Source organism: Candidatus Poribacteria bacterium, assembly GCA_021295715.1.
Classification (GTDB): Bacteria; Poribacteria; WGA-4E; order WGA-4E; family WGA-3G; genus WGA-3G.
Genome location: JAGWBV010000003.1, coordinates 18,506 through 35,735 on the forward strand (window position 1 = coordinate 18,506; position 17,230 = coordinate 35,735).

Sequence of the window (17,230 nt, forward strand, 5' to 3'; positions counted from 1 at the left end):
CGGTTGAGTGTGTTCGGTGAATAGGTTTTTGCTAAACCCAAACGGGTAGCCTGCAACAACGGCGCAGGCGGATTTAAGCAACGCACCTGATGGTTCTATGGAACATTGTTTCCCCGCAAGGAATATTTAAAAAATGTCACGTCTAAAATACGCCTTAATTGGCCACGGTAGACGCGGTGCCTCGCATCTGTCAACAGTCGCTATGTTAAAGGATACCTTTGACATAGTTGCTGTGTGTGATGCGCACGCAGAATCTGCAGAGGCGGGTGCCGCGAAATTCAGCGTTAAAGCCTATACCGATGTCCGGAAAATGATCGATGAAACATCGCCGGATGTCTGCGATGTCGTTGTACCTATGCCTCTACACCATATCGTTTCCTGTTACCTTTCCCGATGTGGCATCTCACATAACGTAGAAACAGGGCTTGCACCAACACTCGGTTTGATGGATATGATGATAACCGATGCTGCAGAGAATGGCGTAAAACTTCAGACATCGGAAAATTTCCCCTTTGTTCCTGTGGAACAGTTTGTATACAAACTTATTAAGGACGGCGTGATCGGGAACGTTCACAAGTGTTACCGACTTTTTTCTACAACGGGGTATCACGGACTCGCCGCCATACGGTGCCGTATGGATACCGCCCCCAAAAGAGTTAGCAGTATCGGGCATACGATGCCTGTTTCTCCCTACGTTGATAGGGCAAAACGGGACCACAATCGGGAAGGTCTTGAGTTTTATGCCGTAGATTTCGAGAATGGCGGTATCGGCATTGCTATGGTAGGCAACAAGAATGGATGCCTCGGACGGAATAAACTTGTCGGTTTCGAAACGTGTGGTGAGCGCGGCACGATTATCACCAACGGGAATCAGGGTGCCACTGGTGGTGAAACAGTCAATGTTTGCACAGATGAAGACCTCACGTTAAAGGGCGGAAGGGCACAGACATACGAATTCCAGAGAGAATATAGTGCCAATGGCACTTTGCAGCGTATCTTTGTGGAACTTCCAGCGTCTTTAGGGGGCACTATAGAGTGGATAAATCCTTATCGGGGGACAGACATTTCAGAGACGGGTATCTCATTGGCGACAATGCTTGACGGTATCGCACGTGCCGTCCGAGAAGACACCCAACCGCTATGGACAGGCGAAATGGGCAAAGCAGATCAGGAGATGGTGATTGCGGCGCATCGGTCAATCGAAATGAATCGACAGCCTATTGAACTTCCCCTTAAACCTAATCCGGCTGAAGAAGACGCGTTTGATCGCGATTTTGAAGTCCAGTTTGGTGTTCATCCACGCGAAAACATTGAAAAAGCATTACAAGTTAATTTCAAAGCGCGTTAGCAGAAGTGAAGTTGGCAATAATTTTTTTAGGTATTTATAGAGGTAAGTAATGACAGAAATTAAAATCGGATTTATTGGATGTGGTGGTAATGCGAATGGACACATGAACCAATTAGCCGGAATCAAAGGCGCAAGCGTTGTGGCTGTGTGCGACGTTCAAGCAGAACGGGCGCAAAGTGCAGCCGAGAAACACAACGCTGACCCCTATACCGCGCATCAAGCCCTGCTCGAACGTGATGACTTGGATGCCGTCTATTTGAGCCTCCCAGTTTTTGTACATAGACAACCAGAACTTGATGTCATCGAGCGAGGCTTACCATTTTTTGTGGAGAAACCTGTTGCTATCAATATGGACATCGCCCGCGAGGTTGAAACGGCAGTTGCAAACGCTGGACTCATAACTTGTGTCGGTTATCAACTCCGTTATCTCGGTTCGACGCAAATAACGCAGCAGATCCTGCAGGAAAGAACTATTAACATGATCGTTGGTAAGTACTGGTGCAGCACTGGGCATGGGGACCCAAATGCATGGCTCCGCCAGATGAACAAATCCGGCGGTCAACTTGTCGAACAAGCAACACATACAATCGATATGATGCGTTACATGGGCGGAGAAGTGGAAACTGTTTATGCGATGCAGGCAAACCGGCTTCTCAAAGAGACGGATTGTCCTGATGCCAATAGTGTCACTCTTCAGTTTGCGAGCGGTGCCGTCGGTTCGTTGACTGCCACTTGGGCGTATGCAGGAGACTGGTCGAACGCGAATATCCTGGATTTACTGTATGAAGACGAGTTGTTGAATTGGAATCCATCAAGGGTCTTGGTCCAGGAAGATGGGGAATGGGTGGATAAGACAGAACCAAGCCCAACAATTGATGAGGTATTCGTGGACGCAGTGCGCAGCGGTGATGGTTCTTCAATCTTGAGTCCATATAGTGATGCAGTCAAGACACTCGCAATATCGCTGGCAGCGAACCAGTCTGCGCAAGAAAACAGACCTATCGCCATTTCAGAGATTTTGTGAGGATACCTTCCTGACCTGTCCTAAAAGGAGTTGGTTATGTCGCAAACTTCGCCAAAATATCGTATCGCCATCGTCGGATGTGGTGGTATCTCTAACGCGCACGGAAACGCATGGCGAAATCTGCCAGAAATTGAAATTGTAGGAGCCTGCGACGAGAAACTTGAACCGCTCAAGCGTTTTGCTACGGAATATAACGTTCAGAATACCTACAACGACCTCCGACTGATGCTGGAGAAACAGCAACCCGATGTCTTAGTGATTGCAACGTGGCCCTCGAATCATCTCAAAAATGTGCTGGAGGCAGTGCGGTGCGGCATCAAAGGTATTCTTGTTGAGAAACCGATTGCGGTTAACACGACGCAATTGGAGCAGATGATTCAGGTTACAGAACGTGCCGACATCCGATTAATGGAAGCCTTCATGTACCGACACCATCCGTTGACGCTCGCCGTGAAACAGAAGATTGAGGAAGGGGCTATCGGAGAGGTCCGCTATGCACGCTCCACTTTTTCAACAGGACTCACAGACCGGCAGAATTGGCGATTAAGAGGCGATCTCGGAGGGGGTGCTGTCATGGATTTAGGCTGTTATTGCATCAATATCATCCGTTATCTCGTTGGGCGAGAACCGCAATCGGTTTGGGCAACGGGCAAGTTTGAACCCATTAACAACGTCTGGGAAACTCTGATTGGAACTTTGGACTTTGGCGATGGTCTTACCGGACAATTGGATTGTAGTTTTGGATGGACGTGGCGCGAATCTTATGAGGTCGCTGGTACAGATGGCACTCTCTTTGTTCAGAGTGCTTGGGGCAATTCGGAAGGTGAATCCCATTTTATAGTAAACGGCGAAACTATTCGTGTTGATAATGGTGTGAACCCTTATGCCGCTGAGATTTTGGATCTCTGTCGGGCAGTGGATACGGGTGCGCCAACGCATTTACCAATATCGGACGCGCTTGGAAATATGCGTGCCATTGATGCATTACACGAATCGGCACACACAGGTCAGGGCATTAAACTCTCTGCATAAGGTTTTCAATCGGTAAAAGGAGCCCAATAATTAAAAATGTTTGAAAAAATGATGAAGTATCCCATTGACGTTTTTCGAGAGGGGAATTTCTCATTTGGGGTGCCATTGCCAGGGCTTCTTATAGCCGTTCTGCTCGTAGCACTGTTTGCCGCTACAATATGGGCATATCGGAGTACCGAAGGTCGTATCCAACGCGTCTTTCGGGGTTTTCTCATCTTCCTCCGCACGCTTGTACTCTGTCTGCTTGCCTTCTGTCTCCTTAAACCTTTTCTCACAATTTATCAAACAAATCCTGATGATTCCTATCTGTTGGTGATGATCGATCGGTCCAAAAGTATGCAGATTACCGATTCTGTGGATTCAGTGACACGGCTGCGCCGCGCCAACGAACTACTCTTTTCAGAAGAAGCGGGACTCCTTGAAAAATTGAACGCAAAATTCAAAGTTAGATTTTTTGCGTTTGACACTACAGCAAAACGGGTTCCAAGCGAAGCATTGACGAGTGCAGAGGGAGAAAGCACGGATATTCCACAAGCGGTAAACGAAGCACTTGATGACTTGCAGGGAATTCCACTCTCTGGTGCTGTCCTGTTGACTGATGGTGTGGACAGAAGTGGTGTTGATGTCGCAAAATTCGCAATGCAAATCCGAGAACGGAAACTGCCTATCCATACGGTTGGCATTGGCGCAGAAGAGGGCAATTCAGACCTGGAGCTTGTGAAGGTCGATGTACCTCGGACCGCAGAAGAGGATTTTCCCGTCGAGGTATGGGCGACGCTGAAACGGAAGGGTTTCAAAGGGAAGAAGGTGAATATCCAATTAATAAGTAACGGACGAGCCCTGAAAACGGAGTCCGTTGATATGGATGAAGGAACCTCTTGGATGTCGCAGCTTAGCGGGGCAGACTCAGAATCTGATACCAAGACAAAACGCGTTCTGCTTAAATTTACACCTCGTGAAGCTGGCACGCAAAAATTTGAAGTACACGCAGAGTTAGGAGAAACGGAAGCCGTCCCACAAAACAACACAAAAACGTTTTTAATGAAGGTAGCACCTACCAAACGTGTAAAAATCCTGTTTGTTGACGGTAGACCGCGTTATGAATTTGGCTTTATAAAGCGTGCCTTGAAAAACGATCCGAACATCCAATTAACGGATCGGTTTTTGAAAGGGCTCACTGCTGACGGTCTCCCAACATACGGTGGTACTCGTGCCGAAGTGTCACACGATTTTCAATTTTATCCCGACGATAAGGAGATGCTTTTTGACTTTGATGCCATCATTTTAGGCAATGTGGATGCATCCCAATTTACACTGTCGCAGCTGGAGAATACAGTTGAGTTTGTACGCACCCGAGGTGGTGGACTGCTTATGTTGGGGGGTTCCAGTTCTTTAGGGAACCACGAACTTTCCGTGTCCTATATCAACACGCCGATTGCGCAGTGTCTCCCAGTAGAATTGGAGCTTGGATCCCCGCCGCCTCCATTAGCACCGAGGCGAATCGGTAGGTCGGTCAGGAGTTCGCAGTCTATTGAAGACAGCGGCTTTAAATTGCAACTCACACCGGACGGGAAAGTCGAAACTTTGATGGCTTTAGCGGCTATGCCTGCCGATAATTTAGAGCGCTGGCAAATCTTGCCCACGCTAAAGGGATATAGTAAGGTGAAACGTGCTAAAGCGGGCGCACTTGTTTTGGCAGAACACCCAACTGATCGAAATGAATTCGGGAAGCGAATTCTTATCGCGACGCATAATTACAATGCCGGGCGCGTCATGGTATTTACACCGCACACCTCTTGGCGTTGGCAGATGCTACCTTCTCACGAAGATGCGGATCAACGATCCTGGAATCAAGAGGATAGTCCCGAACGGTTCTGGCGACAGGTTGCGAAATGGCTGACGACTGCCCCGAAGGAACACATTAAACTCGATGTCGCAAAAACTGTTTACGCGTTGAAAGAACCTATCGTAATTGAGGTTACCGCTACGGATCCAGAGTTCCAGTTGACAAACAACGCGAAAATCCGAGCCGTGATTCTTGATGCGTCGGGGAAACGCCGGGAGTTAAAACTCGAACAGGTTCTCGGTAAAGATGGACTCTACACGGCGCGTTTTATTCCGAACCGTTACGGCGAATACACCGTCACCGCAACCGGGACCCTCAATAGTGAAAACTTAGGCGAACAACAGACCCTCTTTGAGGTAAAAACATCCTACGCTGAATTTAGCAATGCTGAGCTTAACGCCGCGCTTCTCAAGACGCTTGCGGAAGGGAGTGGCGGAAAATACTATACCGTGGAAGAGGCACCGCAACTTGTAAATCAGATTCCGCTTGTAGAAAGTGCAACATCAAAGATTACGGATGTCGATATTTGGGATATGCCTCTCATTTTTGGGGCGGTTATCGCACTCCTTGGGTTCGAGTGGTTCTTAAGAAAACGTGGGGGCTTGGTATAGCAGAAAATCCCGTCATCAACTCATAATTTTTGGATATAAAAAATTCAACCTGTCAGGTATAGATTGGCACCGGGAGCTGTTATGGCTCCCTGATTTTTTGTCAGGATTTCCACTTGACAAACAGCATTTTAAATATTACAATGATTCTTATCAGAAATTCGCTACAGGATATCAAAAGAGGAGCGAAAAGCATGACGCAACGAGAACTCCACGAAGTCGCGCAAGGAACACGCGCGCCCGAAGACCTTTCCATGACATTGGCGGAATTTCTTGAGAACGATATAGACGGCTATGAATACGTCAAAGGAGAATTAGTGCCAATGTCTCCACCAACAAGGATACATAGTAAGATTAGTGTTAAAGTCATCCGATATTTGGATCGGTATGTGGAAGAGAATCAGTTGGGGGAAGTACACGTAGAGGCAACTTTTCAGGTCGGTGAACGTGGACTGAAGCCAGATGTGGCATTTGTTCCAACGTCTCAGTTGGATGGAGACGAAAACAAAGGATTTCCGATACCTCCCGATCTGGCGATTGAAGTTATCTCACCGACAGATGCTCAGTCGCGTGTCGTTGACAAAGCGTTTGCCTACCTGGATGCAGGCACACGCCTCGTTTGGGTGCTTGAACCCCGTTCCAAAACGGTGACAGTTTATCGTTCTGAAAGTGACATTGCGCTGCTCACGCGCGAAGATACACTCACGGGTGAGAAGGTCGTGCCGGGGTTCGCCTGTCCTGTCTCCCAACTTTTCGAGTAGTTGCGTTGAGGCAATCTTTTTTATTGCACTTCCGCATATAAGGAAAATTATGAACAAGCCCTATAAAAGCGTTATGTTTGTCATCGCGGACGATTGGAGCCGAATTGCACAATGCTACGGAAATGAGGTCATCCGAACCCCGCACATCGATGCGTTTGCCGAACGCGGTGTTGTGTTTGATTATGCTTTCTGCACAAGCCCCTCATGCGCTGTGAGCCGCGCCTGTATTCTTACAGGACAACATAGCCATACACACGGACAATATGGACACTGCCACGGCATTCACGGATTTCGCACACATGAATATATGCAATCGGTGCCGAAAATTTTGAAAGCGCACGGATTTGCCACGGCGTGCCTCGGAAAGAAACACGTTGAACCTGAAAGTGTTTATCCTTTCGATTTTGAACCGAAAGTCAATGCCCGTAGTCCTGTAGAAATGGCGGCGAAGGTTACAGAATTTCTCAACGAGAATGCAGATACACCGTTTTACCTCCACATTGGCAGTAGTTATCCACATCGCGCTGGCAAGGGGTTTGGGAATGACCGAACGCATGCTGGCATCGAACCGAGTTCTTATTCGCCAGATGAGATCATTGTCCCGAACTTCCTGCCGGACGTTCCCGCTGTCCGTGAAGATCTCGCTGATTATTACGAGAGTGTGTCGCGGTGGGACGCTGTGGTGGGTTCAGTTCTGGAGGCACTTGACACTTCCGGACGTGCAGATGAAACCCTTGTCTTTGTTACAACGGATCACGCGATGCCATTTCCGGGCGCGAAGGCATCCAGTTTTGATAGCGGACACCACTGTCCGTTACTTATTGCGAGTCCAACGCAACAGAAACGCGGTTTTCACAATCAGGCACTCGTTAACTGGGTAGATTTCTGTCCGACAATGTTAGATTGGTGCGGTGTTACACATCCGGACGGAGTAGACGCGCTTCCTGGTAGATCGCTGCTTACTGTCTTGGAGGACGATAGTCCATACCCGGGTAACGGCGACTGGGAGGAAACGTACTTTTCCCACTGTTTCCACGAGGTGACGAACTATTATCCGTATCGCGTCCTGCGTGGTAGACGGTATAAGTATGTCCGAAATCTGGCATATCAGTTGGAGACACCTCTCCCCAGCGACCTGTTCCGCTCAATCTCATGGACAGCCGTGCGGAACGACAACGTCCAACAGCTCGGTGAACGACAACGGACCGAATTCCTACAGCAGAGCCGAGAGGCTTTATTTGATATGCAGAACGATCCAGCCGAGTCGCGAAATCTAATTGACGCACCGCAGTTACAAGACATCGCCAACGAGATGCGCCAAAAGGTTATTGAATTCCGTCAGAAAACTGAAGATCCGTGGCTTGAGCAGTCCTTCCAAGAAGGCGAAACACAACCTTTTTTCACGTAATATCAGTCAGTTACCAGCGGTCAGCAATCAACAGTCTGCAATCAGTAAAGAGATTTATGATTACAGATAGACGGGCAGTTGTCTGAATCAGGATTTACATGGCAATACCAAAGTGGTAGCCTGCAACAATCCGCAGAAATCCGCAGAAACGCCCAAGCAAAAACCTCAAGCAAAAACACGCAGGCGGATATAAGAGAGACCCGCAAGCGTTTAAAGGTATGTTGTTCCTCCGCAAGGTAAAATTAAGAACCCGCAAGGTAAAATTAAAAATTGCAAAACTACGATTTAGAGGCGATAAATGCCCGCATCCAAGCAGACAGTGGGCTTATACAGCAGATTCTCACAGAGACAGGAAAAGTCATCGTCGGACAAAGTGCGCTGTTAGAGGGGTTAGTGATTGGATTGCTCTGCAACGGGCATATTCTACTTGAAGGGGTACCCGGCCTCGCGAAGACGACCGCTGTGAGTGCTCTTGCGCAGACGATAGACGCTTCTTTCAATCGCCTTCAGTTTACACCCGATCTGCTCCCCGCCGACCTCGTTGGGACCCTTATCTACGATCAACAAAAAGGGGATTTTTACACGAAAAAGGGACCCATTTTTGCCAACATTATCCTCGCAGATGAGATAAATCGCGCACCCGCCAAAGTGCAAAGTGCCTTACTTGAAGCGATGCAGGAACGGCAGGTAACAATCGGTGGGACGACTTATCCGCTTGACGATCCGTTTCTCGTTTTGGCGACGCAAAATCCGATTGAGCACGAAGGCACCTATCCGCTCCCCGAAGCACAAGTGGATAGATTTATGCTCAAGATTAAGGTTAACTACCCTTCACATGGAGAGGAATTGCAAATTCTCCGACGCATGACGACCGAAGAAATCTCAACGATTCAACCGGTAATTTCTCCGGAAGATATTCTCCGATTCCGAGAGGCGGTCCGCAGCATCTATATGGCAGAGCAGTTGGAGAGTTATATTGTCGATTTGGTGTGTGCGACGCGCGCACCAGAAGCGTATCGATTGGATGAACTCAGCACATTCATTGAATACGGTGCTTCGCCGCGCGCGACCATTTTTCTGGCGTTTGCTGCGAGAGCACGGGCGTTCCTTTCTCAACGCGGTTACGTTACGCCTGAAGACATCCATACAGTCGGCATGGATGTCCTGAGACACAGGGTCATCATCAGTTACGAAGCAGAGGCGGAGGGGCGCGATGTCGAGAGTATTATTTCGCAGGTATTCGCGAAGATTGAAGTGCCTTGAACGTCTATTCCTCTGTCTGTCCTGCTACAGCCGATGCCCGTGCACCTACGCCGAGGACTGCTAAGAACCCTTCTGAATCGGCATGGTCAAAGTCACCAATCGCCTCCATAGAGGCAGTCTCTTCGGAATAGAGCGAATGCGGTGCTCCACCTGCGGCATAGAACGCGACATTCCCTTTGTAGAGTGCAACTGTAATGCTCCCACTCGCTAAGTTAGTGAGCGGTCCAATAGAAGATAACAGCGCTTGTGTCGCCGCATCGAACCAGTAACCCTGATATACCTGCTCCGCAATCGTGGCGGCGACCCCATCAAAGTGTCGGCGTGCGCGTCTATCCAAAATCAGTTGCAGTAGATATTCGTAACACTTCCCAAGCAATTCCATCCCCGGAGATTCATAAACACCACGACTCTTAATCCCGACAAACCGGTTTTCAACGGTATGGATGCCGATGCCGACACCATTTCGTCCACCAATACGATTTGCCTCTAATAGACTCTGAAGGGGTGTAACGGGACTTCCGTTAACCTCAACAGGTGTTCCGCGGGCAAAGATGACCGTAAAGTGCTCTATGTCATCAGGTGCGTCTTTTGGATGGACTCCCATACCGGGGATAATAAAGCCTGCTGGTGTTTTCAAAGATTCGAGGCGTCCGGCTTCATGCGTGAGTCCCAGCAGATTTGCGTCGGTTGAGTAGGGTTTCTCGTGTGTCGCAGTAATCGGTAGGTTATGTGCTTGGCAGAAGTCTATCATCTCTTTCCTGCCGCCGAACACTGTGAGGAAGTTCGGATCTCGCCACGGGGCATAGACAGCGAAATGTGGATTGAGCATATTGGTGGCGAGTTGAAATCGCACCTGATCGTTGCCTCTACCCGTCGCACCGTGTGTTAAGATGGAAATGCCGCGTTTTTCCATCTCCGGCAGGAGTGCTTTCACGGTGACATGCCTCGCGATGCCAGTCGTATTCCAATATCCGCCTTCATACATGGCTTGGCACTGGACGAGTTGGATACCCGCCTCTGCGAGTGCGTCCTTCGCGTCAACCATAATCGCATCTTCGGCACCGCATGCCAACATTCGTTCCCGGATTTCCGAAACGTCCCGTTCGTCAGGTTGTCCGAGGTCTGCCGTAAAACAGACGACCTTAACCCCGTTATCGACCAACCATTTAGTGATGGTACAACTATCTAAGCCGCCCGAAACAGCGGCACCCACCGTTTTTCCTTTTAATGCATCAATGTTCAAAAGCAATCTCCAAGGTATCATCTATTAAGTTATGACGGAATTATACCACTTTTTGGTGCAGCTTGCAAATCAATATTGAGACACTAAAAAAAAATATATTTGACAATTTATCCAGTTTATAGCATAATAATTCAAACGGTGCGGTGGCACTTACTCCATCCCGAGCAACGACTCTGAGAGGTAGAAGATAGCGAGACCTTTCCGCCTCACCTTGTTGCAAATGGCGTTAGGTTCGCAATTTTCACACGATTCTCTCAAGTCGTTTCTAAGGTTCATAAAAACCCGAGAACATCCATTTCTATGGAGATTTCCCCGCATGGAATCTGTCAAGGATATTATCCAACAGTGCCATGAACAGCGACGAAAGGAACTGCAGCAGCGGGAGACAATCGTCTCACCCACGTTGCACGGTGAGCACCCTTACCACTATATTGTTTATTGTGCACGTCGATATCCGTTGCTTTTGCATGACCTTGAACAGGCAAATATTTCGTTTATGCCGATTGGACAGGCACCGGAATTCGATCGAGGCCCAGTGTATTGTGGCGGCTCGCGTCTCTTAAGACGACAAGGCACACTCAACTGGGAGCCGAGACGATGGTTTTCGTCGTGGGGGATTCAGGTCTATACAGGAACACCATCTGCGCGCGACGGAGCGAATTGGCATGACATCGAGTTCACCTACAGAGCGATCCGCGATGCCCCTGATGCCGTTGTTGCATGTCTGGACGCACTCATCAACGCTGTTATGAATCCGCTACTCACCTTGCTCAAGGCTGGAGGCTTGCGATTTTCGTGCCGAGTGCCAGACTATCTTCACCCAAACACAACGGATGAGCAGCAGTATGTTCATAAGCATCTACCTGACAAAGACCGCCATCGCGACTGCGATGTGTATGTTAGAATTATTGGGGATAAAGGCTTTACTCGCTGGGATGCCCGCTACGAGATTCTTAAGGGCAATCTATTAGACCCGCCCATCATTTCTAAAGATGTGCTCTTTGCGTTTCTCGATGTCTTTCGAGACCTGTTGCACGAACCCGCCCCGGCATTGGAATTACACAGGATAGATGAAACGATCGAGGATACACAGGATTTCGACGATTTTGCTGTCATAGAATCGTTAGAAATAGAGCAAGTTGTGAATGAGAATATCCTTGCAGTGCGACGCGGTGAGGTAAGTCCGATTGGAATCAGACGACCGAAACCTATCCTTGAAAAACTGGAACGCACTGGGGCTGAGGATGAGAGGAATCTCTTCGAAGGTGAGGAACGCATTCTTGGGATTATTACGGGTCCGATCAGCACGGAAAAGAAACGTGAGATCGAAGCGACGTTTCTAAATACGGCACCTCTATGGGTCAACGCTAATACCGCACATGATGCTGAAGAGGCAGAGCAATATTATGAAAGGCTGGGCGTTTCAGTAGAACGTTGGAAACCGAGAAACTATCGCTGGGAGCAGGCGAAGTGGACACCGATTGCTGAACGGATGCAGAATCCTTTTGCGCACCGGAACGTCTGCGAAGATGCCGAAAGATGTGATGCCTTAGAACAGAAAGGTGGTGATCCGAATAGGAGTATCTGCCCGAGTTGTCCAGCTTATGACGCGTGTCAAGTGCGCGGGTATCTTTCTCAATTCGAGACGCTCAAGGAGAAGCAGGTCATTGTATCTGATATTCCGAACCTCTTTCTGGATCAGCGGTATGCGGCGTTTGTTGATGCGTTGATTATTCCCGATAGGGTCTGTGTTATAAATGATTCTGAATCCCATCCTGCCAAGCTCTTTTCAGAGCATCATTTGTCAATCGAAATTCTTGAAGGATGGCTCATTAATTGGAGCGGTGCGGCGTTAGGTCAATTCGCGAAAACAATGTTGAACGCTATTCGGATTACAGACAGTCAACATGGTGATATTGCGAAGCGGACTCGCACTGTTGTTCAGGCATTTGAAGGGTTAGAAGATAGCATTGTTCAGCAGATGTGTGAAGTAAATTATACATCTAAAGATGGCAGCAGCTTAGCAATAGATATTGATAGTGCGATCGAGTTTGGGATTTTGGATATATCGACCTCAGAAAACATAGCGCAGACCCCAAATGTGTATCGCGACCCGGAGTGGACGTTATGGCATCAGTTGAAGGCATTCTTTGCGCATTACACGCGCGACATGGATGCTCCAATGTTTGTCGAGGACGGGATTTTGCGGTTCTGGTTACCGCCACGAATTCATCAAGAGGTTCAGAAACTTGTGTTCATATCACCAACGTTCGCGGGAGATTGTTTCAAAGAAGTGTTTCCTGAAGAGACCGTTTCGGTCAGATGGGTTGAATCGCAGGAGACATCGCTTTCAGGGAATAAGTCTTTTCAGCTGCGGAGTGCGCCTCATATCTCCTATGCAATCGCAAACTACGAGGTTAATTGGGATGTGTTTGGCCTTTCTGAAATTGCGAGTCGCTTTTTTCGCGGTATCTATCAAGAAATGAAGCGGCATCCGGATTGCAATCATGTTGTTATTTCGAGCTCAAGCACAGTGGTGATGTTGAAAAATGTTTTTGATAAGATTATCAGCTACCACGATCTCATCAGAGACACCCCGGCACGCCCTGAGGATTTGCGATCCACTTTTGAGGCTGCTGACGTTTACTACGACCGCATCAAGGCTCTACAATCCATCTTTGAAGCTGCTGATGTTGTCTGGATCGTTGGCACGCCCTATTGGCCCCCAAAATTCATCTGGGAACAAGCGAAAATATTGTTTGGAAACCAAGAACAACCGTTAAATTATAACTTGACTGTGAACCCTTATCAATTTGAAGATGAACGGATACAAGAACTCTACGAACAGAATGCTGTAGGGACATTGACACAAATTATCCGTATCGCTGGATTCAATGAGACATCGGATAAAACGCTAATTCTCAACACGGCTTTGCGGGTACCCGCTATCACTGACGCACCAGAGACGGAATTGTTCGATTGGGAAGACTTGGAGATTGCTGGTGGGTTGGACAAACTTTCAGAGACGATTCGGATACGTGCAGGGTACGAGGCAGAATACGCAAACATGGATGCGTCTTGGAGCCGAAAACGCGTTGAATATTTGCTTGGGGTTTCCAAGGCACAAGCAAACCGTATCTTGATGAGATTGAGGGGCAGTAAACTCGAGCGAATTCCATTCCATGTGCAGATTTTAGATTTGCTTTCGGATGGAGAGAAAACAACATCCGAAATCCTTGAATCAATTCAGGGGAATCCGGGTTCCATTAAAAACGAACTCACCCATCTTGTGGAAATGGGTGAGATTGTGAGGATCCGGCGCGGGGTTTATGCGTTGGCATAGGCAAGTGTCTCCCCTTTAATTAAAAACGCATTTTTTGCGCGAAATTCATAAAAAAATAAGATTTTTTATGCCAAAATTGTATTTTTTATACAATTTTGGCATTGTTTCTTGCAAAACTGAATCAATCTATGTATAATATAATATGACTGAAATCCATTCATACATCATACGTCATCATGATTTCAGTCATACTCCAAATTAAATAGGAAATTGGTAGAGCGCAGAGGGAACAGTTCAGCAGGCTTTCTGTCTGCTGCTCGCCAACTCCTTTTCCAAGCCATTCCGGCGAACATACTCCCGCATGCAGGACAGATTGGAATATTTGCTGCCTCCATATTATACATGGTAGATCTTAGAATTACTTATACACTCTCCACTGGTGCGGTTGGATGAAAGACCCTACCGCACGCTGCTTGCTTCGCCTCAAGAGTCCAGCGAAATATTAACTTATTTTTTTAATCCACCATCAATGCAGCCAAAAAATCCTTGACATCCGTTCCAAAACAGCATACAATGCAACCTCAAGCAATGTATGTTTTATACGGAGGTTTCTCATGCCGACAATCGAAAAAGTTTTTGACTCCCCAGGACCACAACCTAACGGAATGCAAGCCACCGAAGAAGGGCTCTGGATTCTCGACCAACAGACCAACGAAGTGCACCTCGTCTCTTATGATGGCGTTGTAAAAAAGACACTCGACACCGGTTCCGACAGAGGAAGCGGTATCACGGATACAGGGAATACCCTCTGGCTGGCGTCTACCTACAGTTGCGAAATCCTCTCAGCGGATCCGGAAAGCGGTAAAACACTCGCTTCTTATGACACACCGGGTGCAGGTCAGACGGGTGCCCACGGCTTAGAGTGGCGCGACAATAAACTCTGGTTGGCGGTCCCGCCATCCGCCACCATTTATCAGGTCGATGTTGAAGATGGTTTCAAAGTCATTCACACGCTCCCTGCTCCCGGCGATCGACCACACGGTATCGCATGGATAGGCGACGATCTCTGGTGCGTTGAGACGAACCACCGAGCGATCTTCCATCTGAATCCAGAAGATGGTAGCCATCTGAACAAAATTGAGATACCTGAACCGCATCCTGAACCGCATGGAATGACTTACTGGGATGGGTCTTTCTGGTATTGCGATGCACATACAACTGCGGTGTGCCGTGTAGCATTATCCTGATGAAAACAGTCGGACGGCTCCTGAATATGGGCGCAAATTCTGCCGCGATGAATATGGCGATCGACGAGGCAATTCTGCTTGGACAGCAGGAGCACCCGAAACCGACGCTGCGGTTTTATGAGTGGTCGTCTCCAGCTTTCAGTTTCGGCTATTTTCAGGATATTGCGTCAGAAGTTGATGTGGAGGCGTGCCGCGCAGACGGCATCGAATTGGTGAAACGAATGACGGGCGGCGGGACTGTCGTGCATGGATGGGAATTGACGTATACATTGGTGCTCCCACGGGCTGCTTCAGAGATGGGTATTTCCGACACGTATCAACGCATCGGACACACTCTCGTCAAGGCATTTCAGAAACTCGGTGTCCCCGCGCAATGCTACACTGAATGCCCCAATCCCTCCGAGTCAGTTCCAAATATCTGTTTGACGAATCCTGCCGAACATGATGTTATGTCTGGCGACAAGAAGTTAGCAGGCGTTTCTGTGAGACGTAATCGGAAGGGAATTATGTTTCAAGGATATATTACATTAGATATGCCACCTTCATTTATCCTCAAGCGCGTTTCAAAGGACCCGGAGGTCCAACAGAGCCTCCACGAAAAATCGACTGCTATCAATGTAGATGGACGTTTTATAACAAGGGATGTGGTTATCCAAACCGTTTGCGAAACATTTGAATTCGGAATCCCGTTTAATTCAGGAAAACTATCACTGGAAGAATGTGCACAGGCAGCAACCTTGGCTGAGACCAAGTATGCTACAAGCGCGTGGAATTTTGGATAAAGGCACATTAGCAAATAGCAACGAAACTGTAGCCCGTAATGTAATGGAGGGCGGATTTAAGAAGCACACGTGAAAGCTACAACTGCCGTCATTTCTCCGCAAGGTATAATTAAAAATATTCTTATTCCACGGGGCGCGTTCATCATGGGTACCGATATTGAAGCGTTCTATGGCACTGCTTTAGCCAATTCGGAGCATGCCAAACTCGATGAAGCACCAATGCATGTCCGTTTTCTCGAAGCATATCTGATTGAACAGTATCCCGTAACAAATACCGAGTATGCGGCTTTCGTGCAGGCAACGAATCACCCAGCACCGCCACATTGGAAAAATGCAACCTTCTCACCTGAAGAGGCAAACCTTCCGGTTGTTCATGTAAGTTGGCATGATAGCAACGCGTATGCACAATGGGCAGGCAAGCGGTTACCAACAGAAGCAGAATGGGAGAAAGCCTGTCGTGGTCCTGATGGACGGATTTATCCGTGGGGCAATATCTTCGTTTCTGATGAATCTGAATCCACAGAAACTCCAGCAGAAACTTTACAGATTCTGACGGCACACCTCACACCTGTAGGAGTTCGTCCTGCGACAATAAGTCCCTACGGTGTCGGAGACGCGGCAGGAAATGTTTGGGAATGGACTGCCGATTGGTATCAACCATATTCCAATCCAAAACCGCTTAAACAAGGAATAGATGATAAACATAAAGCCATGCGTGGCGGGTCATGGTTAGAAGTACGTGATGGCACTGCGGAACGCTATTTTCGGTGCGCCAATCGTTTACATGCACCACCAGACTATGCCGCTGGGAATATCGGTTTTCGGTGTGTGCGTGAGGTGCTACCCGGACAAGTCGAATCGGTGCATGTTCCTGCGGACCCCCTTGCTGACTATGTAAAGGAACGGAAGTTAAGTAACCTACATCTCCTTCAAAAACGGGCGCAAAAGAACAGTCTCAAAGATACCTTCATCGCTGTCCTACTCATTGGAGGCGCGATCTACGGTATTGTAGAGAAGCCTGAATTGGTATTGGGTGCTGTGACAGCGGGTATTATCGGGGTCGGATTTCTTTTTAGTGCCAGCGTGAATTTCTGGCGGAGATGGCGTGCAGTAGCACGAGCCAAACAGGTAGAGTCCGATTTTTAATTTTACCTTGGGAGTAATCAAAGACGTTGGAACTCTTGTGGGCGTGCCGCCTATCTGAAGAAATACCCAAGCAAAAACACCTCCATTTTATTACGGACTACGGGTTTGAACACACAAAAACAAACGGTAGCTTGTAACAACGGCGTATCGGGCCTTAATCGGAAACATTATTAAACAGATTGCCCTATACAACACCTTGCGAATAATTAAAAATTCGCATTGACCGAAATTTGAATTCA

Annotated in this window: 12 protein-coding genes; 11 read left to right on the forward strand and 1 reads right to left on the reverse strand. The window is 48.0% G+C overall.

The genetic code is table 11. The annotated features are described in order from the left end of the window. The first annotated feature begins 133 nt into the window (after positions 1 to 133). From J4G07_01135 to J4G07_01165, 7 genes are all read left to right on the forward strand, one after another. A complete protein-coding gene (locus tag J4G07_01135; GenBank protein MCE2412584.1) occupies positions 134 to 1,348 on the forward strand; it encodes a Gfo/Idh/MocA family oxidoreductase in 1,215 nt (404 codons plus the stop codon). 49 nt (positions 1,349 to 1,397) lie between these two features. Further along, positions 1,398 to 2,372 (forward strand): Gfo/Idh/MocA family oxidoreductase, encoded by a 975-nt coding sequence (locus J4G07_01140; GenBank protein MCE2412585.1) that lies wholly within the window; start codon positions 1,398 to 1,400, stop codon positions 2,370 to 2,372. Between the two features lie 36 nt (positions 2,373 to 2,408). Further along, positions 2,409 to 3,404 carry a Gfo/Idh/MocA family oxidoreductase gene (locus J4G07_01145; GenBank protein MCE2412586.1) on the forward strand — a complete coding sequence of 332 codons (996 nt, stop codon included), beginning with the start codon at positions 2,409 to 2,411 and terminating at the stop codon, positions 3,402 to 3,404. A 36-nt stretch (positions 3,405 to 3,440) separates the two neighbouring features. Then, positions 3,441 to 5,861: a VWA domain-containing protein gene (locus J4G07_01150; protein ID MCE2412587.1), complete on the forward strand. Its 2,421-nt coding sequence runs from the start codon at positions 3,441 to 3,443 to the stop codon at positions 5,859 to 5,861. A gap of 191 nt (positions 5,862 to 6,052) precedes the next feature. Next, on the forward strand, positions 6,053 to 6,619 hold the full coding sequence (locus J4G07_01155; protein ID MCE2412588.1) for a Uma2 family endonuclease: 567 nt from the start codon (positions 6,053 to 6,055) through the stop codon (positions 6,617 to 6,619). A 49-nt stretch (positions 6,620 to 6,668) separates the two neighbouring features. Next, positions 6,669 to 8,027, forward strand: coding sequence for a sulfatase (locus J4G07_01160; GenBank protein MCE2412589.1), 1,359 nt, complete (start codon positions 6,669 to 6,671; stop codon positions 8,025 to 8,027). Between the two features lie 270 nt (positions 8,028 to 8,297). Beyond that, positions 8,298 to 9,290, forward strand: coding sequence for an AAA family ATPase (locus J4G07_01165; GenBank protein ID MCE2412590.1), 993 nt, complete (start codon positions 8,298 to 8,300; stop codon positions 9,288 to 9,290). Positions 9,291 to 9,294: 4 nt separating this feature from the next. Here J4G07_01165 and argG read toward each other — a convergent pair whose 3' ends face one another. After that, the gene (gene argG / locus J4G07_01170) at positions 9,295 to 10,533 is read right to left on the reverse strand and encodes an argininosuccinate synthase (GenBank protein MCE2412591.1); all 1,239 of its coding nucleotides are present in this window, start codon (positions 10,531 to 10,533) and stop codon (positions 9,295 to 9,297) included. Positions 10,534 to 10,849: 316 nt separating this feature from the next. Here argG and J4G07_01175 point away from each other — a divergent pair, with 316 nt between their 5' ends. From J4G07_01175 to J4G07_01190, 4 genes are all read left to right on the forward strand, one after another. Beyond that, positions 10,850 to 13,876 (forward strand): hypothetical protein, encoded by a 3,027-nt coding sequence (locus J4G07_01175; protein ID MCE2412592.1) that lies wholly within the window; start codon positions 10,850 to 10,852, stop codon positions 13,874 to 13,876. A 554-nt stretch (positions 13,877 to 14,430) separates the two neighbouring features. Then, positions 14,431 to 15,063, forward strand: coding sequence for a hypothetical protein (locus J4G07_01180; GenBank protein MCE2412593.1), 633 nt, complete (start codon positions 14,431 to 14,433; stop codon positions 15,061 to 15,063). Continuing rightward, complete coding sequence (locus tag J4G07_01185) at positions 15,063 to 15,845, forward strand: lipoate--protein ligase family protein (GenBank protein MCE2412594.1); 783 nt, start codon at positions 15,063 to 15,065, stop codon at positions 15,843 to 15,845. The genes J4G07_01180 and J4G07_01185 overlap by 1 nt, the downstream gene beginning before the upstream one ends. 69 nt (positions 15,846 to 15,914) lie before the next feature. Beyond that, positions 15,915 to 16,991 carry a formylglycine-generating enzyme family protein gene (locus J4G07_01190; protein MCE2412595.1) on the forward strand — a complete coding sequence of 359 codons (1,077 nt, stop codon included), beginning with the start codon at positions 15,915 to 15,917 and terminating at the stop codon, positions 16,989 to 16,991. Positions 16,992 to 17,230 lie beyond the last annotated feature (239 nt).